Below are 23,693 nucleotides of genomic sequence, written 5' to 3'. Positions count from 1 at the left end.
AACGCCAAAAGGGGAACTTTGCCATGATGAACAGACGTGCAATGCTGCAGGGCGTGGTCGGCGCGGGTGCGGCCGGTGCCGCGCTTCTTGCCGATATGAACACTGCGGCGATCGCCCAGGACACCAAGCCCATTCCGGTCGGCTCGGCCCTGCCGATGTCCGGCATCGCCGCCGCCGACGGCATCGAGTTCAAGAACGGTCTCGAACTTGCCGCCGAGGAGATCAATGCGGCGGGCGGCATTCTCGGCCGGCCTGTCGAGATCCACATCGAAGACACCAAGGAAATGGGCGCCGACCTCGTCAGCCAGTCGATGCAGCGCCTGATCGACCGCTTCGAGGCACCGGTCATCATCAATGGCTATAATCTCGGCACCAACATGATCGAGATGGACGTCGCCGCCGACAACGACGTCATCATGATGCACTACAACACGCTGATTTCGCACAATGAGAAGTTCAAGACCGACCCTGCCCGCTATTACAGCTCCTTCCAGGGCGATCCGCCGGAGTTCTGGTATGGACCGGGCTGCCTGAACTTCCTCAAGACGCTTGCCGCGGACAGCAAATGGAAGGCGCCCAACAAGAAGATCGCCATCATCCCGTCTGCCAACGAATATTCGATCGTCATCGCCAACGCGATCCGCGACAAGGCCGCCGAATACGGCTTCGAGGTCAGCCTGTTCGAGACCGTTCCGTTCCCGACCAACCAGTGGGGACCAACGCTGGCGAAACTCCGCCAGGACCCGCCGGCGGCGATCCTGGTCACGCACTTCCTGCCGCAGGACCTGGCGCAGTTCATGGTCCAGTTCCTCGCCGAGCCGATCAACAGCCTGATCTACATGCAGTACGGACCATCGCTGCCGGCTTTCCGCGAGATCGGCGGCGAGGCGGTCAACGGCGTCGTCTATTCGACGGTGATCGGCTGCCTGCCGGACGACTTCTCCAAGCCGTTCCGCGAGAGCTACCGGGCCAAATTCGGCCCGAACTCGGCCTACATCACGGGATCGCAGACCTATGACGGCCTGTGGATGTGGGCGCTTGCCGCGGCAATCGCCGGTGGTCCAGGCGAACCGATGGACAAGGCGCAGACCACCAAGGTGGCCAATGCGATGAAGCGCCTGGTCTATCGCGGGGTCAACGGCACCTACCGGGCCGATCCGGCCGGCCAATCGGCCTTCTGCTATCCGACGCAGGTGGCCGATCCGTCACTTGGCATGCCGCACCAGTTCCTGCAGCATCAGGATTACAAGACCGATCCGAAGCTGATCGCGCCGGCGCTCTATGCCACGGACAGCTTCATCCTGCCGCCATGGATCAAGTGACCGGACGCGGAAATGAAACCAACGACACCGGCCGGGCCCTTTGCCCGACCGGCTCCATTGGGTGAGAAATATGACTGAGGCCGCCGGTCCGATGCTGGTTTGTGACAGTGTGGTCAAACGGTTCGGCTCGCTGGCCGCCGTCGACGGCGTGTCGATGGTGGTCAATGCGGGCGAGATCGTTGGCATTGGTGGGCCAAACGGCGCCGGCAAGACAACCTTCTTCGACGTGGTGACCGGGATCACGCCGGCCAGTGGCGGCCGGGTGCATTTCGGCGACACCGACATTTCGGCGCTTCCGGCCGACCGCATCTGCCAACTCGGCATCGCCCGCACCTTCCAGCTCAATGCCGCCTTCGACAGCTTGACCGTTCGCGAAAACATCGAGATCGCCGCGTATTTCGGCCGGCAGCGGCGAAGGCTGGCCGGCTTCCGCCTCGGCGAGGATGTCCGGCAGGCAACGATCGAAGCGCTGGACTTCGTCGGGCTTGCGGCCAAGGCCGACGAGACCGTGGCGCGGCTGCCGGTGCTCGACCGCAAGCTGCTGATGATTGCCGGCGCCATCGCCACCCGGCCGAAAATGCTCTTCCTCGACGAGCCGGTGGGCGGGCTCAACGTCGCCGAGATCGACCAGATCATGGCGATGGTGCTGAAACTGCGCGACCAGGGACTGACGATCGTCCTGATCGAGCACGTCATGCGCTTTCTCCTGGCGCTCTCCAGCCGCGTGATCATCATGCACCATGGCAAGGTGATATTCGAAGGCCGGCCGGACAAGGTCGCCGAGGACCAGACCGTTGTCGAAACCTATCTCGGCCAGGGCACGCAGAAACGGCTGAAGAAATTCTTCGATGAGCAAGCCGCCATGACGAATCCGGCGGTGGGGGGAACGCCATGACGGGCGCAGCCGCAAAACCACCTGTCCTGCAACTCGACGGCATCGTCTGCGGCTATGACGGACTCGACGTGCTCAAGGGCATTTCGCTGACCGTTCACGCCGGTGAATTCATCACCGTCGTCGGCCCGAACGGCCATGGCAAGTCGACATTGCTCAAGACCATTTCCGGCCTGGTGCCGCTGCGCGGCGGTCAGATCAGCATCGACGGCCGGCGCCTGTCCGGCAAGCCGCATGAGACGGCGATGCTGGGCGTCGCCCACGTGCCGCAGGGCGATATGCTGTTCGCGCAGATGAGCGTGCTCGAAAACCTTTTGATGGGCGGCTATCTCGCGCCGGACAAGGCCGAGATCACGCGTCGGCTGGACGAGGTCTACGCGCTTCTGCCGAAGCTTGCCGACCGTCGCAACCAGATCGCCTCGAGCCTGTCGGGCGGCGAACGGCGCATGGTCGGCATAGGCCGCGGCCTGATGATGGGCGGGCGCATCCTTTTGATCGACGAGCCGTCGCTTGGCCTCGCGCCACTGATCATCGATCAGGTCTACGACGTCATTTCGCAACTGAGCAAGGCTGGCCGCACGATCCTGCTGGTGGAGGAGAACCCGGCCCGGGTCGAGGACCTCGCCGACCGCCTGCATCTGCTCGACGACGGCGCCATCGTCTGGTCAGGCAAGCCCCCCGAACTGATGGCGCGCGACGAACTCCTCGCAACCTACCTCGGAGGCTGACGCCATGACCGACGTTCTCTTGGCCATTCTCGTCGCCGGCTTCACCTCGGGCGCGCTCTATGCGCTGGCGACGGTCGGGCTGTCGCTGGTCTGGGGTTCGATGGGCATGCTCAACATGGCCCATGCGGCGATGCTGACGCTTGGCGGCTACGTCGCCTTCACGGTGATCACCTCGCTCGGCCTGCCGGTCGCGATCGGTTTCGCCGGTGCCATCGTCGCGGGTGCTTTGGCCGGCGCCATCCTCTATTTCGCGATCGTTCGCAATCTCCTGCAGAATGACAAATCGACATTCGAAGCCAACGTCATGATCGCCACGGTCGGCATCGGCATCGCCCTCGAGAATGCCATTCTCCTGACCTATGGCGGGCAGCCGCTGAAGCAGCCGGTTTCGATCGCCGGTGCCTTACGCCTGGGGCCGCTGACGCTGCCCTGGCAGAACCTTCTGATCATCGCGGTGGTGGTCGTGATGATGGTGGTCGTCTCGGCGGCGCTCGGCCGCACGCGGATGGGCCGTGCGATCCGGGCGACGGCGCAGAACCGCGACGCGGCGCAGCTCATGGGCGTCGCCGTCAACCGCGTCTACCTGCAGGTGCTGATGCTGTCGGGCGCGCTCGCCGGCATCTGCGGCGTCATGGTCTCGTCGATGACGCAATTGTCGCCGCCACTCGGCAACGACCCGATGCTGAAGGCCTTCATCATGTGCGTGGTCGCCGGTCTCGGCAATCTGCCGGGCGCCATCGCAGCAGCACTTGGGCTGGCGTTGCTCGAATCCTTCGTTCAGTACGCCTTGGGCGCCAGGTGGGGCTTTCCATCGCTGCTGTTCGTCGTCATTGCCGTGCTGATCTGGCGGCCGTCCGGCCTTTTCGGCCACGCCGAAATCCGGCGCATGTGAGGGGCATCATGACAGAGACACGCCCCATGTCCCGTTCCTCCATGTCTCGCTCGGCCAGGACTGATCTTGCCATCAGCCTGATGCTGATCGCGGCGGCGATCGCGCTGCCGTTCCTGGTCGACAGCCGCTACATCCTTGGCCAGATCGTGCTGGCGCTGTTCTATGCGACGATCGCCTCGCAGTGGAACCTCCTGTTCGGCTTCTCGGGCATCTTCTCGCTGGCGCAAATGGCGATCTTTGCGTTCGGCGGCTATGCGACGGCGATGCTCTGCTTCTATTTCGGCTGGAACGTCTGGGCAGCACTTGTGCCGGGCGCGCTGGGCTCCGTGCTGTTCTCGCTGGTCGTCGGCCTCGCCTGCCTTCGCCTGACCGGCGTCTATGTGGCGCTGCTGACGCTGGCGATCGCCCAGACGATGTATCTGCTGATCGTCACCGACACCGAATGTTTCGTCATGGTCGGCTCCGTCTGCCGCCAGTTCACCGGCGGCGCCGTCGGCTTTGCCCGCTTCGGCGACCTCGGCACCAGGGCCTTGCTCCGGGCGCAGTGGCTGGTCGGCAATTACGCCATCATCGCGGTGCTGTTCGCGCTCACCATGGTCTTCACCTACGCGATCGTCAAAAGCCCTATCGGCCTTGCCTTCCGGGCGCTGAAGGACAATCCGGGCTATGCGGTGGCCCGCGGCGTCAACCGCTTCCAGGCGCAGCTTCTGGTGTTCGGCATCTCCGCCTTCTTCACCGGGCTGGCCGGCGGTTTCTATGCCGCGCATTTCCAGGCGATCGGCCCCGGTGTGCTGTCGATGTCGCAACTTATGTTCATCATCGCCATCGTCGTGGTCGGCGGCGTCGGCACGTTCTGGGGACCGCTGGTCGGGACGGTGGTGCTGGTGCTGGCTGACGAATTGATGCGAGAGAGCGGCGAGTTCCGCACGCTCGGGCTCGGCCTGATCATCGCCCTGTCGGTGGTGTTGATGCCCAAGGGGCTGGTCGGCCGTTTTGGTGATCTCATCGACTGGCTCGGGCGCCGTCGCGCCAGCCCCGACAGCAAGCCGGCAGCAAGCAGCATTGTGCAAAGCCCGACCCCGGCCGGAAAGTGAGAGACTGACGATGTTCGATACGATCATAGTGGGCGCCGGCTCGGCCGGCTGCGTGCTGGCAAACCGGCTCAGCGCCGATCCTGCCCGCAAGGTGCTGCTGCTGGAGGCCGGGCGCGAGGCGCCGCTCGCCTCGGATGTGCCGTCGGACTGGCCGACCATGTTCAACACGCAAGTCGACTGGGGCTACTACACCGAGCCGCAGGCCGCCTGCCGCGGCAGGCGGGTGTTCTGGCCGCGCGGCAAGATGATCGGCGGCTCCGGCGCGCTGAACGCCATGATCTATATTCGCGGCCTGCCGTCCGACTATGATGGCTGGGCGGCGATGGGCTGCCCCGGCTGGGCGTGGGCTGACGTGCTGCCGGTGTTCAAGGCCAGTGAAAGCAATGCCGAACTCGGCAACGACCCGCTGCACGGCGCCGACGGGCCGCTGCATATCGGCAATGTCGGACATGTCGATCCCAACGAGCTTGCCTGGATCGAGGCCTGCAAGGCCGCAGGCTACAAGCAGAACCGCGATTTCAACGGCGTCGAGCAGGAAGGCGTCGGCCTGTTCCAGTTCACCATCAAGAATGGCGAACGTTGGGGCACCGGCAAGGCCTATCTGCGCCCGGCGCGGGAACGACCCAACCTGACCGTGAAAACCGGTGTGCTGGCGACGGGCCTGATCGTCGAGAAGGGCCGGGTCAAGGGCATCCGCTATCTCGTCAATGGCGAACCTGAGACCGCTTTCGCCGACAGCGAGGTGGTGCTGTCCTCGGGCTCGATCGGCAGTTGCCAGCTGATGCTGCTTTCGGGCATCGGGCCGGCCGACGAACTCGCCCAGGTCGGCGTTGCTCCCGTGCACGACCTCCCGGGCGTGGGCAAGGATCTGCAGGACCACATCAACATTCCGATCACCTTCTATACCAAGGACAAGATCGGCGTCGGCGCCTGGACCGACGAGACGCTGCAGCGCGACTTCGCGGAATGGCAGACATCGCGCAGCGGTCCGCGTTCCTCACCCTGGGTGGCGGCGGGCGGCTTCGTCAAGAGCCGGCCCGATATCGAGCCGGACCTGCAGCTTTACGGCGCCATCAGCCCGCATCGCGACTATGTTCGGTTCCTTTCGTCCAGACCCGGCATCACGCTGCACACCACGCTGCAGCGGCCAGACAGCCGCGGCGAGATTCGCCTGCGCTCGGCCAATCCAATCGAATATCCGGCGATCGACCCACGTTACTTCATCAGCGACGAGGATGGCTCGGACATCGCCACGCTGGTCGAAGGCATCCGCATCAGCCGGCGCATCGCGGCGCAGTCGCCGCTTGCCGAAATGCTCGTCGGCGAAATCACGCCGAGCGCCGAATGCGAGAGCGACGCCGAGATCGCCGACTATATACGCGGCCACTGCACGACGCTTTATCACCCGACCAGCACCTGCCGCATGGGTTCAGATGCGATGGCCGTCGTCGATCCCACGTCGATGAAGGTTCATGGGCTGGACGGGCTTTGCATCGCCGACGCCTCGGTCTTTCCGAAAATGGTGTCGGGCAACACCAACGCGCCGACGATCATGATCGCCGAACGCGCCGCGTCAATGATCCTGGCCGGCTAGGAAACAAAACATGACGACAGGCTGGAATTTCCACGAACTCTATCTCTGGCACGAGACCGGCAATGCCGCGCAGTTCTTTCAGCCGAGCCTGACCATCGAGCCGGGCGAGCATGCGGAGAATGCCGACACGAAACGCCGATTCCGCAATCTGATGGAGGTTTCAGGCCTGACCGAGAAACTGTATAAGATCGCCTCCGTCGCGGTGAGCGAGGATGACCTCGCCCTGTTTCACGACCGCGACTACATCAGCCGTATCAAGCTGCTCAGTGATGGGCGCGGCGGCGATGCGAGCTATCTCACCCCCTTCGGCCATGGCAGCTACGAAATCGCCTGTCTGGCCGCTGGCGGCACGGCAGCGGTGATGGATGCGGTGTTGAGCGGCGATGCCGACAATGGCTATGCGCTGGTACGACCGCCCGGCCATCATGCCGAGCGCGGGCAAGGCATGGGCTTTTGCCTGTTCGGCAACGTTCCGGTCGCTATCCTGAAGAACCGGGCCAAACATGGCTTCGAGCGGGTCGCCAGCGTCGACTGGGATGTTCATCACGGCAACGGCACCCAGTCCGCCTTCTATTCGGACCCGTCGGTACTGACCATCTCGATCCATCAGGACGGTCTTTATCCGGATGACAGCGGTCTTCACAAGGAACGCGGCGAGGGCAAGGGCGAAGGCTACAACATCAATGTACCGCTGCCGGCCGGCTGCGGCCACGGCGCTTACATGTCCGTCTTCGAACGCGTCGTGCTACCGGCGCTCAATCGCTACAAGCCTGATCTCATCGTCGTGCCGTCGGGCTTCGACGCCTCGGCGGCCGATCCGCTGGGGCGCATGATGCTGCATAGCGGTAGCTACCGCGACATGACGCGGATGCTGATGCAGGCGGCGGACGACCTCTGCGGCGGGCGCCTGATGATGTCGCATGAGGGCGGCTATTCGGCCTCCTACGTTCCCTATTGCGGCCTGGCGGTGATGGAGCAACTGTCCGGCATCAGGACGCATATCGACGACCCGTTCCTGCCGGTCTTCGAAAGCTATGCCGGCCAACCCTTGCAGCCACATCAGGCGGCCGCTGTTTCCAGGGCGGAGGAACTTTTGGGCGGCATCGCCTAGAATTCTGATTGCGGTCAGCCAATGAGGCGATCTCAAGACACACCGGCGCCCAATCTCACAAATGCGGACTTGCGCTGACGGTAGGACGTGCGGCTGATGCAGCGTCGATAGTGAATGAGATAAACCGCAAATCGTTGCTTTCTGCGAAAAACTACGCCGGAGCATTCCAGACTACGCTAACTCCTACTCCCACTCGATTGTTCCCGGCGGCTTCGACGTCACGTCGTAGACGACGCGGTTGATGCCGCGGACTTCGTTGATGATGCGGGTGGCGGCGGCGCCGAGGAAGGCCATGTCGTAGTGGTAGAAATCCGCCGTCATGCCGTCGACCGAGGTGACGGCACGCAGCGCGCAGACGAACTCGTAGGTGCGGCCATCGCCCATCACGCCGACCGTCTGCACCGGCAACAGCACGGCGAAGGCCTGCCAGATGGCGTCGTAGAGGCCGGCCTTGCGGATCTCGTCGAGATAGATGGCGTCGGCCTCGCGCAGGATCTCCAGCTTTTCGCGGGTGATGCCGCCGGGGCAACGGATGGCAAGACCCGGGCCTGGGAACGGGTGCCGGCCGATGAAGCTTTCGGGCAGGCCAAGCTCCTTGCCTAGCGCCCTGACCTCATCCTTGAACAGCTCGCGCAGCGGCTCGACAAGCTGCATGTTCATGCGCGCGGGCAGGCCGCCGACATTGTGGTGCGACTTGATCGTCACCGACGGGCCGCCGGTGAAGGAGACGCTTTCAATGACGTCGGGATAGAGCGTGCCCTGCGCCAGGAATTCGGCGCCGCCGAGTTTCTTGGCCTCTTCCTCGAACACCTCGATGAACAGCCGGCCGATGGTCTTGCGTTTTTTCTCCGGGTCCGACTCGCCCTCGAGGGCGTCGATGAAACGGTCCGACGCGTTCACCAGAATGAGCGGTAAATTGTAGTGTTCGCGGAACATCGCCACCACGCCCGCGGCCTCGTCCTTGCGCATCAGGCCGTGGTCGACAAGGATGCAGGTCAGCTGGTCGCCGACCGCTTCGTGGATCAACAGCGCCGCAACGGAGGAATCGACGCCGCCCGACAGCGCGCAGATGACCTTGCCCTTGCCGACCTGCTTGCGGATCGTCTCGACCGCGTGCTCGCGGTAGGCGCGCATGGTCCAGTCGCCCTCGATGCCGGCGATGTTGTGGACGAAGTTGCGCAGCAGCCGGGCGCCGTCGGGCGTATGCACCACCTCGGGGTGGAACATGATGCCGTACATCTTGCGCTCGATGCTGCCGAAGATGGCGAAGGGCGAGCCTTCCGACTTGCCGAACACTTCGAAGCCCTTGGGCAAGGAGATGACGCGGTCGCCATGGCTCATCCACACCTGGTGGCGCTGGCCGGGTGCCCACAGGCCCTCGAACAGCGGGCTGTCCTTTTGGATCTCGACGAAGGCGCGGCCGAACTCGCGATGGTCGGAGCTTTCGGCAACGCCGCCCATCTGCACGCACATGGCCATCTGGCCGTAACAGATGCCAAGCACCGGCATGCCGGAATCGAAGACGATCTGCGGCGCGCGCGGGCTGCCTATATCGCCGGTCGAAGCCGGACCGCCGGACAGAATGACGGCCTTCGGATTGATGCGCTTGAATGCCGCTTCGGCCGACTGGAACGGCACGATCTCGGAAAACACGCCGGCCTCGCGGATGCGGCGGGCGATGAGCTGGGTGAACTGGCTGCCGAAATCGACAATCAGGACGGTGTCGGGATGATTGGCTGTTTTCATGGCGAGCGTTTAGAGAAAGAAACGAGTCGGCGCAATGGGTTGCGTAGCCCGACTTTCAGGCTGGTCTGGCATCTTCATGGGATGGTTCCGTCCGAAGGGCGCCGTCGCCGATCGCCCGTTCGAGCCGCATGACGGCGTCCGCCAGCTTCTCGTCGATGACTTCAAGATATTCGGTCCAGTCGCCGACATGCCGCAGATCCGCCGCCCCGTCGGAAATGCCGCGCAGACCGATCAGCGGAATGTCGAACAGTTGGCAGGCGCGCAGGCAGGCGAAGGTCTCCATGTCGACCATGTCGGCGCTAACAGCATCATAGGCCGCGCCGGTGATGATCGCTGCGCCGGTCGACAGGGTCGCCTGCCTGATCTCCGGTATCTTGAAGGGCAATGGCACGGTTACCGGCAGGTCGAGGAAGGGTGTCGCACCCTTTTCGAAGCCGAGCGGCGAAGCGTCGATGTCACGGTAGCTGACCGAAACCGCCTGGTAGATCTCCGTCTGCTCCAGCGTCCGACTGCCGGCTGAGCCGAGCGAAACAACGAGATCCGGCAGTGCCTTTTGCGATTTCAGCCAGGAGAGTTCCGCACCCAGCCTGACGCCGGCCTCGACGGGACCGACACCGGTTATCAATGGCGTGAACAGTTGCTTGAGGTGCGGGCCGTATTCGGCCTGCGCCGCCATGACGAAGAGGACGTCCTTGCCCGATAGGCGCGACACTTTACCGGTCATGATGATTTGCTCCTCTCCGCCGGATCATCTGCTTATCTGCACCGCCGCTCGCCGGGACCCGCTGCCTCCGGCAGCTCCCGGCGTTCGTGGCCTTCCATCGTGCCACCGGCACGATGGATTCGCCTGCGGCGAACCGGCCACTCACCCTTCTATGCCATCACGCCCGACCACGGTCATCATGGTGCCGGTCATGGTGGCGATCAGCTTGGCCTCGCCGTCGGCGGCAAAGGCGTAGGCCTGGCCGTCGGCGACGATGATGGTGCGGCCCGGCTTGGTCACCGAGCCGCGGAACAGGAAGCGCTCGCCCCTGCCCGGCGCCAGGAGGTTGACCTTGAACTCGATGGTCAGCACGCCGGAATTTTCCGGCATCAGCGAAAAGGCGGCATAGCCGCAGGCCGAGTCCAGCGCCGTCCAAATGACGCCGGCATGGAGGAAGCCATGCTGCTGGGTGAGTGCCGCCGAATAGGGCATCTCGATCTCGATGATGCCGGGGGTCACCAGCGTCAGTTCGGCGCCGATCGTGGCCATCGCCTTCTGGCGCGCGAAGGAGGTCCTGACGCGATCCTCATAGTCCGGGGCGGGTACGATCTTTGCTGCCATTGCCGCTGCCTTCCTTTACGCGGATAAGCTTATTGCAGAGGCATGGGCGGCAGGCAAATGCTTTTGCTGCACTGCACAATCGACCTGGCCTGCCGGCCGGCGCCGCGCATCCGTCAGGATTCAGGCCGATCTGCGTAACGCACAGAGATAAAACCCATCGGTGCCGCTGAGCGCCGGCGACAGCGAGATGTCGCCTTTGGCGCCGATGCGTGCGGCTGCCTCATGGCCGAGAAAACGGCTGTCCCAGAGCTTGCGGTGGTCGACCGGGGCAAAACCGCTGTTACGGTCCCGAAAGGCCGCGATCTGCTCACCGTTTTCCTCATCAAACACCGAGCAGGTGACGTAGACCAGCAGGCCGCCCGGTTTGACATAGGCTTTGGCCGCATCGAGGATCGCCGACTGCTCGCCCTTGCGGGCATCGAGCTGTCTCTGCGTCAGCCGCCATTTGGCGTCGGGACGGCGGCGCCAGGTGCCGCTGCCGGTGCATGGGGCGTCGACCAGCACGATGTCCATGTGATTGCCGAGCGGCGCGAGTTCTGTGGGCTTGGTGACCACTTGCACATTGCGGTTTTCCGAACGACGGATGCGGTCGAAGATCGGCGCCAGCCGTGCTTTCTCCGCATCATGGGCAAAGATCTGGCCACGATTTTCCATCGAAGCCGACAGTGCCAGCGTCTTGCCGCCGGCGCCGGCGCAGAAATCCAGCACCTGCATGCCGGCTTCGGCCCCGGCAAGGGCGGCCGCGATCTGCGAGCCTTCGTCCTGGACCTCGAACCAGCCCTTCTGGAAAGCCGGCTCGGCCTGCACGTTCGGGTGCCGGCCGTCGCCGTCGATCGGCGGGATGCGGATGCCGTGTGGCGCGATTGCCGAGGGTTTCGCGCCGGTTCCCGTCAGTTCGGCCAGCACCTTGTCGCGATTGGCCTGCAAGGTGTTGACCCTGAGGTCGAGCGGCGGGCGCGTTGCCAGCGCCGCGCCCTCGTCGGCCCAGGTCGAGCCAAAGGCTCGCTCGAAAAGCGGCGCGCACCAGTCGGGAACATCCGCCCGCACCGCGTCCGGCGCGTCGGCGAGCCGATGGTCGGCGATGGCCTGAAGCTCGGCGGCGGTCAGCAGCGGCGGTCCGAACTTGTCGCCATCAAGCGCCTCGTTGAGCGACTGGGCCGTCTGGCCCCATTCGAGCAGCAGCGCGCCGAAGCCGATGGCGCGCGGCGTGTCCTGCCCCAGCAGCCAGCCGGCGGAACGCTTGTGGCGCAAGGCGTCATAGACGATGTTGCCGATCGCCGCACGGTCGCCGCCGCCGGCGAAGCGATGCGACAGGCCCCAATCCTTCAGCGCGTCCGCCACCGGCCGGTGGCGCCGGCCGATGTCTTCCAGCACTTCGATGGCCGCAGCCAGCCGTCCGCCCAATCGCATGGTCTTGTTCCGTCACGCAGAAAATTATTCCGGCCCTGCTCTAGAGCGCGCAACCGGCGCGCACAAGCAGGTCGGCCTGCACAACCGCTCTGCTTTCCAACTTTTCTGGTTGCGAATACTCTTCCGGTTGTGATTCGCGGCGCGCAAAAGGTGGACCGGCGGATCGACCTGAGGAGAGGGCAATGAAGACTTATCTGGCGGAAGTTCTAGGCACATTTCTATTGGTGTTCATCGGTACGGCTTCTGTGGTGACGGGCGGCTTCGGTGGCGCGCTGCCGCTCGGCCAGGAAGGCATCGGTCTGGCGTTCGGCATCGGCCTCATCGCGGCGGCCTATGCGATCGGCCCGATTTCGGGCGCGCATCTCAATCCGGCGGTGACGCTCGGCGTCTTCCTTGCCGGCCGGCTGCCGGCCAAAGACGTCATCCCCTACTGGATCGCGCAGGTCATCGGCGGCGTCCTTGCTTCGCTGGCGTTGTGGATCATCGTTTCCGGCCAGGTTGGCGGACACACGACCGGCTTCGGCGCCAATGGCTGGGATGTGACGAAATGGGGCGTCAGCTCGGCATTTCTGTGGGAAGTGATCGGCACCTTCACCTTCGTCACCGTGATCCTGGGTGTCACCGCTGAAAAGCACTCGACGGCGTTCGCCGGGCTGGTCATCGGCCTGACGCTGGCGGGGTTGCATTTCGCCATCATCCCGGTGACCGGCACGTCGCTCAATCCGGCCCGCTCGATCGGCCCGGCGCTGTTTTCGGGCACTGCCGCGATCGGCCAGCTCTGGCTGTTCATCGTCGCACCGTTGATCGGCGGCGCCATCGCCGGCGTGGTTGCGAAGGCGCGGGTGTTTGAGAAGGATTGAGCTTTGGAGGGTTGAATACGAAGGCGCGGGCCATGGCCCGCGCCTGAGTGATTGGCACGATAGACCCGCCAGGCCTCCCCAATCACGGCTTGGATAGGCGCGGCCTTAGATGGGAGCTTTGCGCCCCATCTCGGTCGTTGAGGTTAGTGTTGCCAAATGCCTGAGAGCCGACACCGCAGACAGTAGGCTGCAGGTGCGTGCGCGCGTAAGAACGGTGCTCTCAACGTGACACTGCTAAAAAAGGGCGGGACGAAACGCCAAGCGCATTGTTGTCAACGCGACAAATGACTGTCGCGAAGGAAGGTCGAGGCTCGCTGAGGTTCGGTGGGCGGGCGACCTAAATACGACTAACACAAGCTATCGAGCACGCCAGTTCTTTTTCCGTGAACGGCTTGCTGAGAACGTTCATCTCGCGAGCGCCCGGTAGTTCGGCATAGCCCGTCGCTATAATGACGGGGATTTTCGGCCACTTGGTTTTCATTGCGTCCGATAGCTGCAGGCCTGTCATCTTTGGCATCGCATGGTCCGTTATGACGAGGTCGAACGGCTGCTCCTCCAGCAGGTCAAGGGCTGCTGCGGCCGAATGCGCCTCGGTAACGGCATGCCCAAGATCCTCAAGCATCGCAGCGGTGTTCAACAGCACTAGAACGTCGTCATCCACTGCCAGAATCCGGAGAGAGGCAGCCTCGGCGGTTTTCGGGCTGAGGGGCTCCTGCTCCCGCGCGCGGTCTGATGTCGCGGCAGCCACTGGCAGCCACATTTCCGCAGTCGTGCCTGCTCCCTTGTGGCTGATGAGAACCAGGCGCCCGCCCATCTGTTCCGTCATCCCGTGCACCATCGACAGACCCAGTCCCGTCCCTTTGCCAACTCCTTTTGTGGTGAAGAACGGTTCTGTCGCGCGGGCAAGCGTATCCTCGTCCATTCCTTCGCCACTGTCCATTATTGAAAGGCAGACATATTCGCCTGGCGCCAAGCCAGCGCCATGCCTTTCACCAATCCGTTCCTGCCGGGCGGAAATCAAGATCGTTCCCCCGTCAGGCATGGCATCCCTGGCGTTAACGCATAGATTCAGCAATGCGAGTTCGATTTGGCTCTCATCAATCATGACCTGATTGAGGGAAAGGGGAAATTTTGTCTGTATACTCGCCCTTGAGCCTAGCGATCGCTCTAGCAACTCCTTCATTCCCTGTATCAAGCTAATTATGTCAACGGGTCTTGGATCGAGTTGCTGTCGCCGCGCAAAAGCCAGCATGCGCTGCGTCAACGAGGCACCCCGTTGCGCACCGAGCACGGCATTGTCGAGGAGACGCAACAGCTGTGGATCGTCGGGCAGCCGTTTGCGAAGGAGTTCAAGACTGCCCAAAACCGCCATCAGCAGATTGTTGAAGTCGTGAGCCACGCCGCCCGTCAGCTTGCCGATCGCATCCATTTTCTGTGAATGAAAAAGGGCCTCACGTGCCTGATCCAGTGACTCCTGCGCCTTCTTCCGCTCTGTGATGTCGCGGGTAATCTTCGCAAAACCCAGAAGCTCGCCATTGTCGTGCCGTATCGAGTCAATGACCACGTGGGACCAGAACGCGGTGCCATCCTTGCGGATGCGCAAACCTTCCCGCTCAACTCGACCCTCACGCGCGGCGGTCTCCAGGGCGCTTTGCGGACCGCCTCGCTCGCGATCCTCGGGCGTAAAGAATTGGGAAAAATGCTTCCCGATGATTTCGTTCGCCGAATAGCCTTTGATACGCTCGGCGCCTGAGTTCCAGCTCGTAATTATCCCTTGTGGATCGAGCATATAGATCGCGTAGTCCGTGACGCCTTGGACCAGACGTTGGAACTGCTCCTGGCTTTTGCGGAGTTCCTCCTCCGCTTTCTTTTGTTCGGTCAGATCACGGCTGACTTTGGCAAAGCCGGCCAGGTTGCCGCCTGGATCGCGGATGGGATCGATCACAATGTGAGCCCAGAAACGATTCCCGTCGCTTCGGACCTGCCAGCCTTCGCTCTCGAACTTGCCCTCACGGGCTGCTGTCTCCAGAGCACGCGCGGGCAGGCCGGAGTCCCGATCCTCCGGTGTGTAAAACCGGGAAAAATGCTGGCCAATGATCTCGCGGGAAGCATAGCCTTTGAATCGCTCGGCGCCCGCGTTCCAGCTCGTCACGATCCCGGAAGGATCCAGCATGTAGATCGCGTAATTGGTAACGGCCTGGACGAGAACGCGGTAGCGATCCTCATCGGCTGGATTGACGGTCCCTTGAATCATTCCCCCATCCATTTACTTCGCTGCAACGGGAGAAAACCGCCGCCGGCCCCTTATGGTTCCACGCTAAATCAAATGAACTGGTGCCGACGGACATGTGGTGGACCTCGCACCAGTGTGCATCCCAACTTCGTCCGCCATTTCAAGGAGATTTACTTGCCTCCCAGCAGCGCGCCGATTACTAGAATTAGCTCCAGAAAATCGATGTTTCCCTGGGCCAGGTGGCCAAGCGGTGCAACCGTTCTACATTATTGATGCCCAATGACGGGCTGACAGTTTCTGGTGGAGACTAGGGGCGGAATGGCCGAGCGAAAAAAGCAGCCCGTTGTAAGTTCCGGTATCGCCGGCTTGGACGAAATTCTTCGTGGTGGTCTGCCCGCTTCGAACTTTTATATCGTGCAGGGCGATCCCGGCGCAGGCAAAACCACGGCAGCCTTGCAGTTTCTGCGTGCCGGCGTGGCGGCCGGTGAACGCTGCATCTACGTCAGCCTTTCGCAAACCGCTTCCGAACTGCAGGCGATTGCCTCTTCACACGGCTGGACGCTCGATGGAATTCGCGTCGAAGAGCTTTCGGCCTCCGAAGCCGTGAGTGGCGCAGCCGATCAGACGATTTTCCAGACCGCCGACCTTCGCTTGGATGAGACGCGTAAGGCGATCGAACGCGCGATCGAAGAATACAAACCACACAGACTGGTGTACGACTCCTTGCTCGAAATCCGGCTGATCACCGGCGATACGCCAAGGTTTAGGCGGGAACTGATCGGCTTCAAAGCCTTCCTGGCCAGGCGGGGCATTGTGGCTGTTTTGCTCGATACCCAAACCAGTGGCGGCGATCACAATGGCGAGGAAATCGAGGGCATCGCCCACGGCGTCATCCGCCTTGATAAATCGCTCGAGGACTATGGTGCGGTGCGCCGGCGGATCGAAGTCAGCAAGATGCGTGGCGTGCCTTATGCCGACGGTTATCATGACATGGCCATTCGCGAGGGTGAAGGCGTCGTTGTGTTTCCAAGGATTGTGCCGGGCTCGCCTCCCGAGGTGACCAAGCCGCAACTGATCAAATCGGGAGTCGAGGCTCTCGACGAGATGTTTGGCGGCGGTCAGGAGTCAGGAACAATAACACTGGTTATCGGTCAGTCCGGAACCGGCAAGTCAACTATGTCGTCTCTTTACGCGACGGCTTCTCTCAAGCGAGGCGAGAGCGTTGCCCTCTTCCTGTTCGAGGAGCGGTTGGAGACCTTCTTTCGCCGCTCCGAAGGGCTCGGGATGGACCTGCGGCAGTTCCACAAGGATGGCCAACTGGTCATCTACGATTTTAGCCCGAACGAAATCTCGCCAGGCGAGTTCGGCCAGATCGTGCAGCAAGTCGTCAGCCGCAACAATACACGTGTGGTGGTGATTGACAGCTTCACGGGCTATCTGAATTCACTTCCCCACCGCGAAAAGGCGGTGCTCGACATCCAATCTCTCCTGAAACATCTCGCGCGTGCGGACGTGCTGACAATGCTCATCGTCGCGCAGCACGGATTGCTCGGGCAGAATGTCGGGATTGACGTCGATGTCAGCTTTCTCGGGGATACCGTGCTTCTACTTCGTATGGCCGAGCACGAGGGCCGGTTGAGGCGCAACATTACAGTCGTCAAAAAGCGCCACGGTCCGCACGACCTCGATGTCCGGGAACTCTTCATTGCAAGCTCCGGGGTTTCGGTCGTTGCCTACAATCCTCTGCCTGAGACGTGAGCGGCACCGATTCCAACGGTCTGGGAACGCTCGATTGGGTGCTCATTTTGGCGCCCTACCGCAAGGACGCTGCTTACACGACCTCCCTGCTGCAGGAGCGCGGTGTTCGGGCTCAAGCGGCCGACCCCGCGGATTTGAACAACCTGCTTGCGTTATCTCCCGGGGTGCTGGTCGTTACGCATGAAGCCTTGAACCCCACGGCCATCGCAACTGTTGCCAGTTTCCTTCAGCATCAGCCGAACTGGTCGGAAATACCCATCGTGATCCTACTCGACCGCGCGGCGCCCCAAGTGCGCGTCCAGGCCGCCCTGAACGCTGCCTGGCCACGCTCACGCCAGATTTTTTACCAACGTCCCGTGGCCGCGTTGGAACTGATCAGCGGGATACAGTCGGCACTCCTCACCAGAGCCCGCCAGCGCGACGTACGCGATTACCTTGAGCGGGAAACCGAGCTGCGCCTCGAACTCAATCATCGGGTAAAAAACATCCTCGCAACAGTCGTATCAATCTTTGACATGACACGGCGCGGCGCAACCTCGGCAGCCAGCCTGTCCGAAGACTTCAAGGGCCGCTTGAGAGCCTTGGCGGATGTTCATTCCGCTGTATTTGCGGCCGGCGGCGAGGCCGTACCTTTGACAGATGTCGTGAATTCGGTCCTCGCGCCGTACATTTCCAGCGGACAACACGGCATTACGATTCAGGGGCCCGAGGTGTTGCTTTCGCGCGAGGCCGGCGCGACGCTCGCTCTCTCGCTCCACGAGCTTGCAACGAATGCGATCAAATATGGCGGATTGTCCTATCCCGAAGGAAGGATAGATTTGGAATGGAAGATCGCTTCGAGTTCGGAACCAGTTCTGGCGCTGAGATGGACAGAATCGGGAGGACCGCCGGTCGTTCAGCCCTCGCGAGTAGGATACGGCACACGCTATATGCGCGCCGCCCTGACCAGCCTGTTTGGAGAGCCTCCTGATCTCGTCTTCGCATCGGATGGCCTGCGTTTCTCGATTCACGGACTACTCTCCCGCCTTAGCCCGCAATCAACCGAGTAGTGTAGCGGCACCTTGGCTGCTCACCCAAAAGCACGGCATCTCGAGAAACACCGAGGTTGCTATCAATTGAAGCTGGCTCAATGTCGACGTGGACGGCCCACCGGTGTTGGATGCCAATCGGGGTTCACAGTCGACGCCGGCCGTTGCCCAGCCGCAGCGCGAGCCAGCCCTCAAGCCGTCGTCTGCGTCACCAGCCCCAGCTCCTCGACCATCGCTTCGCGCATCAGGAACTTCAGCGGCTTGCCGGTCACCGTCATCGGCAATTCGGTGCGGAAGCGAAAACGCCATCTCAGGCAAGGGGCGGTCGTCTGCAGTTCGCTATCGACTTCCAGGCTGATGAACCCAAGCAGTCCGTTGGCGGCTGTCTCGTGCCGCATCTAATTGCCTGCCTGACCAATATTTTTCACGGTATAAATATAAGAAATAAATATGTAAGAAATACCACTATATGGACCGCACCCGTCAAGAATGTTGTTCTTTCAGTACTAAAACTTACGTTGCATATGAACAGCGCTAAAATCAAAAGCACTGTGTCAGTCGCCGGCAGCCCCAGGGTTAACCCTCTTCCCGTCAGCAGGCTGGCGGCTGCGACCGCCGGTATTGTCAAACCAATTGTGGCGCAAGCGGAACCCATCGCGACATTCAAGCCGCGTTGCAGCTCATTGTTGAGTGAAGCGCGAACCGCCGAAATGGCCTCCGGCATCAAAACCAGCCCGGCGATCAATGCCCCCACGATGCTGTCAGCCTGTGTCACCTGATAGGCAACGAGCGTATTTTCAACACTTGCGGCGACCTGCTCGGCAAGCATGACAATGCCAATCAGCCCGATCAAGAGCAGCAATGTGCCGGCAAAGACGCTTTCGTGAGGGGCAGTCCGCAGCGAAACGCCGTGGGCCTGCCCTTCGACAAAGTCTTCTCGGTGGCGGACAGTCTGCGCGAACACAAAACTTGCATAAAGCAGCACCGAAAGCACACTCACAAAGCCAAGTTGAGCTGCCGAAAATGTGCCCGGCCCCGTAGCTTGTGTGTAGGTCGGCAGAATAAGCGTCATGATGGTCAGCGCGATCAGAACCGCCAAATATGCGCTGGTCCCTTGTCGAACAATTGCCTGCTTGCGATGACGCCAGCCGCCAAGCGCAAGACACGTGCCGACGACGCCGGTGGATGCAATCATCACCGTTGAAAAGACGGACTCACGTGCAAGCGTAGGGTTGTTCTCTCCATGCAGCATCATGGAAACGATGATCGACACCTCGATTGCCGTCACGGCAAAAGTCAGCACCAATGTGCCGTAGGGCTCTCCTACACGCCGGGCCACCGACTCGGCGTGGTCGAGCACCACGAAAATGGTGGTGAACATGATCGCACTCGAAAGCGCTCCGACGAGTATCCTGGCGCTCAGCGAACCTTCGTCCGCCGACAGCCCGCCTGCCCTGACTGCAACAGCCATCACCAAGGCGGCCAAGGGCATCGCATAAGAAACCACCGATCGTTTGAAACCACTCATTCGAGCCCCTGTCGCTTCTGCGAACCTTGCCGAAAAACCATGTGGAGTGGAGCACCTTAGATAATATCGGGCAGGCCCGACGGCCGGCGTTCTCCCCCTCACAAACAACGCGCTCCAAATGATGCAGCAGGATCGCGACCTGAACGCACCCAGCGCCGCGGACAAATCGAAGCGCCGCCTTCGCTCACGCCGTCTTCTGCGTCACCAGCCCCAGTTCCTCCACCATCGCCTCGCGCATCAGGAACTTCTGCGGCTTGCCGGTCACCGTCATCGGCAATTCGGTGCGGAAGCGTATGTGGCGGGGGATCTTGTAATGGGCGATCTGGCCGGCGCAGAAGTTCTTGACCTCCTGCTCGGTGGCGATCTGGCCGGGCTTGAGCACGATCCAGGCGCACAGCTCCTCGCCATACTTGGCGTCGGGAATGCCGAACACCTGCACCTCCTTGACCTTTGGATGGCGGTAGAGGAATTCCTCGACCTCCCTGGGATAGACGTTCTCGCCACCGCGGATGACCATATCCTTGACCCGGCCGACGATGTTGCAATAACCCTCGGCATCGATGGTGGCGAGGTCGCCGGTGTGCATCCAGCCGTCGCTGTCGATCGCCTCGCGGGTCTTCTCCTCGTCGTCCCAGTAGCCCTTCATCACGGAATAGCCGCGCGTGCAAAGCTCACCCGGTACGCCGACCGCAACGGTAGCGCCATCGGCATCGACCGCCTTGACCTCGACATGGGGGTGGATGCGCCCGACGGTCGAGACGCGCTTTTCCAGCGGGTCGTCGACGCCGCTCTGGAACGAGACCGGGCTGGTCTCGGTCATGCCGTAGGCGATGGTCACCTCTTCCATATGCATCAGCGACACCACCTTCTTCATCACCTCGATTGGGCATGGCGAGCCGGCCATGATGCCGGTGCGCAGGCTGGAGAGATCGAAGGCGGAAAAATCCGGATGATCCAGCAGGGCGACGAACATGGTCGGCACGCCATAAAGCCCGGTGCAGCGTTCCTGAGCCACCGCCTTCAGTGTGGCGCCGGCGTCGAACCCTTCTCCCGGGAAAACCATGGTCGCGCCTTTCGAGACGCAACCCATCGTGCCCATCGACATGCCGAAGCAGTGATAGAGCGGCACCGGAATGCACAGCCGGTCGTCGGCGGTCAGCTTGATCGCCGAAGTGACGAAATTGCCGTTGTTGACGATGTTGCTGTGGGTCAGCGTCGCGCCCTTGGGGGCTCCCGTGGTGCCTGAGGTGAACTGGATGTTGATGGCCTCGCCCGGCTTCAGCTTCTCCGAGATGCGGTCGAGGCTGTCATGCTCGTCACGCCCGGCCATGGCCAGCACGTCGCCGAAATTGAACATGCCGGGCGAATTCTCGTCGCCCATGCGGATGACGATCTTCAGCGCCGGCAGTTTCTGTGCCTTGAGCTTGCCCGACGTGGCCTTGGCGATCTCGGGTGCCAGCGTCTCGATCATGCCGAGATAGTCTGACGTCTTGAACCTGGCAGCGGTGACCAGCGCCTTGCAGCCGACCTTGTTCAGCGCATAGTCGAGCTCGGTCAACCGATAGGCGGGGTTGATGTTGACCAGGATCAGGCCGATGCGGGCGGTGGCGAACTGCGTCACCAGCCATTCCCAGCGGTTGGGCGACCAGATGCCGACGCGATCGCCCTTTGCCAACCCCAGTGCCAGGAAGCCGGCAGCCAGCGCGTCCACCGTGTCCGACAGTTCGCTCCAGGTGAAGCGCTTGTCCTGGTCGACGAAAACGGCGGCGTCGAGCGTGCCGTATTTGCTGACGGTGTCGGAAAACAGCGCGGGGATGGTCTTGTCGAGCAACGGCACGCTGCGTTCGCCAGAGACATGCGCCCTGTTGTCAACGGGTGCGACGAAGACACCGCCAGCACGCGCGCCGCGTCCGCGCAAATTGCTGGCATTCTTCAACTCGTCGAGATTGACCGGCATCGCTCTCTCCTCCCGGGACTGGCCGAGCCTATCAGCCCGAGGGGGTGGTGAAAATCCCGCCGATGGTCGGGGCCGGGCAACGATACGGTCCACGACGCTTCGGGGCTCTTCGTTGGTTGACGAACATCAAAACGCAAAAACCCGCCTGGGCGGCGGGTCACTGGCGCAAATCAGCACCATAGGCAAAAATGTACCATAGCTGACTGCACCGGTCAAGGAAATAATTCCTATACAGGAAAAACCCTGGCGCAAAGTTACCGACACCGCAGGACGGACCGCCGTAGGGGTTTTGAAGCTGGGTTTGGAGCCCTGAGGGCAGCGGGCGAAGGCCCGCCGCTATCCGACCGCTGACGCCATCTTCGCCGCGATGTCGCGCAAGAGTGCCTCATCCGCCGCTGCCCGTGTCCTCTTCGACGCCACCAGACAGGCCTGCGAGCGCAGGACGAGGCCATCGCCGAGTATCTTGAGATGATTGGCGCGCAGCGTCGAGCCGGTGGTCGTGATGTCGACGATGACATCGGCCAGACCGGCCGCCGGCGCGCCTTCGGTAGCCCCTAGGCTCTCGACGATGCGATAAACCTGGATGCCGTGCTTCTGCGAGAAGAATTGCTGCGTCAGCCGCCAGTATTTGGTGGCGATGCGCAGCCGCCGGCCATGGCGCTGGCGAAAATCGGCGGCGACGTCGTCGAGATCGGCCATGGTGTCGACATCGAGCCATATGTCGGGCACGGCAACCACGACATCGGCATTGCCGAAGCCGAGACGGGCGACAATTTCGGCGCGGGTCTCCCAGTCGGCGAGGTTTTCACGCACCAAATCCTCGCCGGTGATGCCCAGATCGACGGCGCCCTGGCCGATCTCGCCTGATATTTCGGAAGCCGACAGGAACACCACTTCGACATCATCCAGACCCTCGACGCGGGCGTGGTATTTGCGCTCGTCACCGGGCAGGCTGACGGCGAGGCCGGCTTTGGCCAGTATTTGCAGCGCCTGCTCTTTCAGGCGGCCTTTCGACGGGATCGCCAGCGTGATCATGGCGCCGTCTCCCGCAATGCCTCGATGCGGTCGAGCCAGACCGAAAAGCCGACGCCGGGGATAGGCGTCTTCGCGCCAAGCAAGGTCAGCAGCCGGTCATAGCGGCCGCCGCCGACCAGCGGCCGGTCGCCATTGTCGGCCGCGATTTCGAAAACCAGGCCGGTGTAGTAATCGAGCGGGCGGCCGAAGGCGGCGTCGTAGCGGACTTTATCGGCCGGCAAGCCATGCGTTTCGATCGCCTTGGCGCGGGCAGCGAACTTTTCCAGCGCGACATCGAGCGACAGACCGGCGCCGGTGGCGAAGGACTCCAGCGCCTGGGTTGCGCCATCAAGCGGAACGTCGATCGCCAGAAAATCCTTCAGCGCGGAAAAGGCCTCGCTCGACAACCGAACGCTGCGCAATTCGGCTTTCTCGATCAGCCGCCGGGCAATGTCGGACGGCGCGCGTCCGGCGGACGCCGACAGGCCCGCCTCTTCCATGCCGCTGGCGATGTGAGCGGAAAGACCGTCCAGATCACCGTCGAGGACGAGAGCGGCGACCGGACCGGAGAGTTGGCCGTTGCGCGGCGGGTTGGCGAGATCGGCGAGTGCCGCCTCAAGCATCGGCGCCGAGCCGAACGCACGGGCAAGGCGCATGCGCCAGCCGCGCGGCAGGCCAAGGGCAGCCAGAACCGCCTCGAAAATGGTCTGGTCGCCGAGCGTGATGGCCAGCGCCTGACCAGGCAGCACCAGCGACAGCAGCGCATGCGCGTCCGCCACCGAGCGGGCATCGGCCCCAGCGGTATCGCGGTCGCCAAGATCCTCTATGCCGGCCTGGAAGAACTCGTTGCCGCCTTCGCGGCGCTGGCGAAACACCTCGCCCAGATAGGAATAACGGCGCGGCGTGCCGGCCTGCGAGCTTATGTGGTCGAGGCAGACCGGAATGGTGAATTCCGGCCGCAGGCACAATGTCTGCCCGGTTTCGCTTTCGGTCAGGAAGATACGGCGGCGTAGATCCTCGCCGGCCATGTCGAGGAACGGGTCGGCCGGCTGCAATATGGCGACTTCGACCGCATGCGTGTTGCGGGTGGCGAAGAGGTTGGTGATGTCGGTTGATATTGCGGGGTAGCGGGAGGTCATCGATCGGATGGGCGCGAGGCACCCCCCTCTGGCCTGCCGGCCATCTCCCCCGCAAGGGGGGAG

The 23,693-nt window shown here is 62.5% G+C and carries 20 protein-coding genes; 10 read left to right on the top strand and 10 right to left on the bottom strand.

Annotation, left to right across the window (positions count from 1 at the left end; genetic code table 11):
* Positions 1-23: 23 nt before the first annotated feature.
* The 7 genes from NKJ00_RS00985 (at position 24) to NKJ00_RS00955 (ending at position 7,633) form a co-directional block, all read left to right on the top strand.
* Positions 24-1,322 (top strand): ABC transporter substrate-binding protein, encoded by a 1,299-nt coding sequence (locus NKJ00_RS00985; RefSeq protein ID WP_352628405.1) that lies wholly within the window; start codon positions 24-26, stop codon positions 1,320-1,322.
* Between the two features lie 70 nt (positions 1,323-1,392).
* A complete protein-coding gene (locus NKJ00_RS00980; RefSeq protein ID WP_031212363.1) occupies positions 1,393-2,217 on the top strand; it encodes an ABC transporter ATP-binding protein in 825 nt (274 codons plus the stop codon).
* The gene (locus NKJ00_RS00975) at positions 2,214-2,942 is read left to right on the top strand and encodes an ABC transporter ATP-binding protein (RefSeq protein ID WP_352628403.1); all 729 of its coding nucleotides are present in this window, start codon (positions 2,214-2,216) and stop codon (positions 2,940-2,942) included. Before NKJ00_RS00980 ends, NKJ00_RS00975 begins: the two co-directional genes overlap by 4 nt.
* A 4-nt stretch (positions 2,943-2,946) precedes the next feature.
* Entirely contained in the window at positions 2,947-3,834 is an 888-nt protein-coding gene (locus tag NKJ00_RS00970) for a branched-chain amino acid ABC transporter permease (RefSeq protein WP_128302560.1), read from the top strand.
* Between the two features lie 26 nt (positions 3,835-3,860).
* Entirely contained in the window at positions 3,861-4,928 is a 1,068-nt protein-coding gene (locus NKJ00_RS00965) for a branched-chain amino acid ABC transporter permease (protein WP_352628400.1), read from the top strand.
* Between the two features lie 10 nt (positions 4,929-4,938).
* Positions 4,939-6,522, top strand: coding sequence for a GMC family oxidoreductase (locus NKJ00_RS00960; RefSeq protein WP_352628398.1), 1,584 nt, complete (start codon positions 4,939-4,941; stop codon positions 6,520-6,522).
* Between the two features lie 10 nt (positions 6,523-6,532).
* Positions 6,533-7,633 (top strand): histone deacetylase-like amidohydrolase, encoded by a 1,101-nt coding sequence (locus NKJ00_RS00955; RefSeq protein WP_023809007.1) that lies wholly within the window; start codon positions 6,533-6,535, stop codon positions 7,631-7,633.
* 183 nt (positions 7,634-7,816) lie between these two features.
* Here the strand turns inward: NKJ00_RS00955 and guaA are convergent, their stop codons facing one another.
* The 4 genes from guaA to NKJ00_RS00935 all read right to left on the bottom strand — a co-directional run bounded on the left by guaA (position 7,817) and on the right by NKJ00_RS00935 (position 12,113).
* Positions 7,817-9,379 (bottom strand): glutamine-hydrolyzing GMP synthase, encoded by a 1,563-nt coding sequence (gene guaA, locus NKJ00_RS00950; RefSeq protein ID WP_352628396.1) that lies wholly within the window; start codon positions 9,377-9,379, stop codon positions 7,817-7,819.
* A gap of 55 nt (positions 9,380-9,434) precedes the next feature.
* Positions 9,435-10,103: a 5'-methylthioadenosine/S-adenosylhomocysteine nucleosidase gene (locus tag NKJ00_RS00945; RefSeq protein ID WP_352581472.1), complete on the bottom strand. Its 669-nt coding sequence runs from the start codon at positions 10,101-10,103 to the stop codon at positions 9,435-9,437.
* Between the two features lie 141 nt (positions 10,104-10,244).
* Entirely contained in the window at positions 10,245-10,703 is a 459-nt protein-coding gene (locus NKJ00_RS00940; protein WP_352628394.1) for a PaaI family thioesterase, read from the bottom strand.
* A 120-nt stretch (positions 10,704-10,823) separates the two neighbouring features.
* The gene (locus tag NKJ00_RS00935; RefSeq protein WP_352628392.1) at positions 10,824-12,113 is read right to left on the bottom strand and encodes an RsmB/NOP family class I SAM-dependent RNA methyltransferase; all 1,290 of its coding nucleotides are present in this window, start codon (positions 12,111-12,113) and stop codon (positions 10,824-10,826) included.
* A gap of 182 nt (positions 12,114-12,295) precedes the next feature.
* On the opposite strand from NKJ00_RS00935, the gene NKJ00_RS00930 reads away from it, so the two are divergent.
* Entirely contained in the window at positions 12,296-12,973 is a 678-nt protein-coding gene (locus NKJ00_RS00930) for an MIP family channel protein (protein ID WP_023809011.1), read from the top strand.
* A gap of 337 nt (positions 12,974-13,310) precedes the next feature.
* Here the strand turns inward: NKJ00_RS00930 and NKJ00_RS00925 are convergent, their stop codons facing one another.
* The gene (locus NKJ00_RS00925; protein WP_352628390.1) at positions 13,311-15,227 is read right to left on the bottom strand and encodes a hybrid sensor histidine kinase/response regulator; all 1,917 of its coding nucleotides are present in this window, start codon (positions 15,225-15,227) and stop codon (positions 13,311-13,313) included.
* A 297-nt stretch (positions 15,228-15,524) separates the two neighbouring features.
* Between NKJ00_RS00925 and NKJ00_RS00920 the strand changes: the two genes are divergently transcribed.
* Positions 15,525-16,964: a DUF7125 family protein gene (locus NKJ00_RS00920; RefSeq protein ID WP_023809013.1), complete on the top strand. Its 1,440-nt coding sequence runs from the start codon at positions 15,525-15,527 to the stop codon at positions 16,962-16,964.
* The gene (locus NKJ00_RS00915; protein ID WP_352628386.1) at positions 16,961-18,013 is read left to right on the top strand and encodes a sensor histidine kinase; all 1,053 of its coding nucleotides are present in this window, start codon (positions 16,961-16,963) and stop codon (positions 18,011-18,013) included. Before NKJ00_RS00920 ends, NKJ00_RS00915 begins: the two co-directional genes overlap by 4 nt.
* Positions 18,014-18,183: 170 nt before the next feature.
* Here NKJ00_RS00915 and NKJ00_RS00910 read toward each other — a convergent pair whose 3' ends face one another.
* The 5 genes from NKJ00_RS00910 to NKJ00_RS00890 all read right to left on the bottom strand — a co-directional run bounded on the left by NKJ00_RS00910 (position 18,184) and on the right by NKJ00_RS00890 (position 23,630).
* On the bottom strand, positions 18,184-18,390 hold the full coding sequence (locus tag NKJ00_RS00910) for a hypothetical protein (RefSeq protein WP_352581475.1): 207 nt from the start codon (positions 18,388-18,390) through the stop codon (positions 18,184-18,186).
* Between the two features lie 26 nt (positions 18,391-18,416).
* A complete protein-coding gene (locus NKJ00_RS00905) occupies positions 18,417-19,520 on the bottom strand; it encodes a calcium:cation antiporter (RefSeq protein ID WP_352628384.1) in 1,104 nt (367 codons plus the stop codon).
* A gap of 184 nt (positions 19,521-19,704) precedes the next feature.
* On the bottom strand, positions 19,705-21,477 hold the full coding sequence (locus tag NKJ00_RS00900; protein WP_352628382.1) for an AMP-binding protein: 1,773 nt from the start codon (positions 21,475-21,477) through the stop codon (positions 19,705-19,707).
* A 336-nt stretch (positions 21,478-21,813) separates the two neighbouring features.
* Positions 21,814-22,512: an ATP phosphoribosyltransferase gene (gene hisG, locus NKJ00_RS00895; RefSeq protein ID WP_352553584.1), complete on the bottom strand. Its 699-nt coding sequence runs from the start codon at positions 22,510-22,512 to the stop codon at positions 21,814-21,816.
* On the bottom strand, positions 22,509-23,630 hold the full coding sequence (locus tag NKJ00_RS00890; protein WP_352628380.1) for an ATP phosphoribosyltransferase regulatory subunit: 1,122 nt from the start codon (positions 23,628-23,630) through the stop codon (positions 22,509-22,511). The genes hisG and NKJ00_RS00890 overlap by 4 nt, the downstream gene beginning before the upstream one ends.
* Positions 23,631-23,693: the final 63 nt, after the last annotated feature.

This window comes from Mesorhizobium sp. M0227 (assembly GCF_040321855.1).
In the GTDB taxonomy this organism is placed as follows: Bacteria; Pseudomonadota; Alphaproteobacteria; order Rhizobiales; family Rhizobiaceae; genus Mesorhizobium.
Note: the sequence above shows the minus strand (reverse complement) of the source record. Positions and strands in the feature narration are given on the sequence as shown.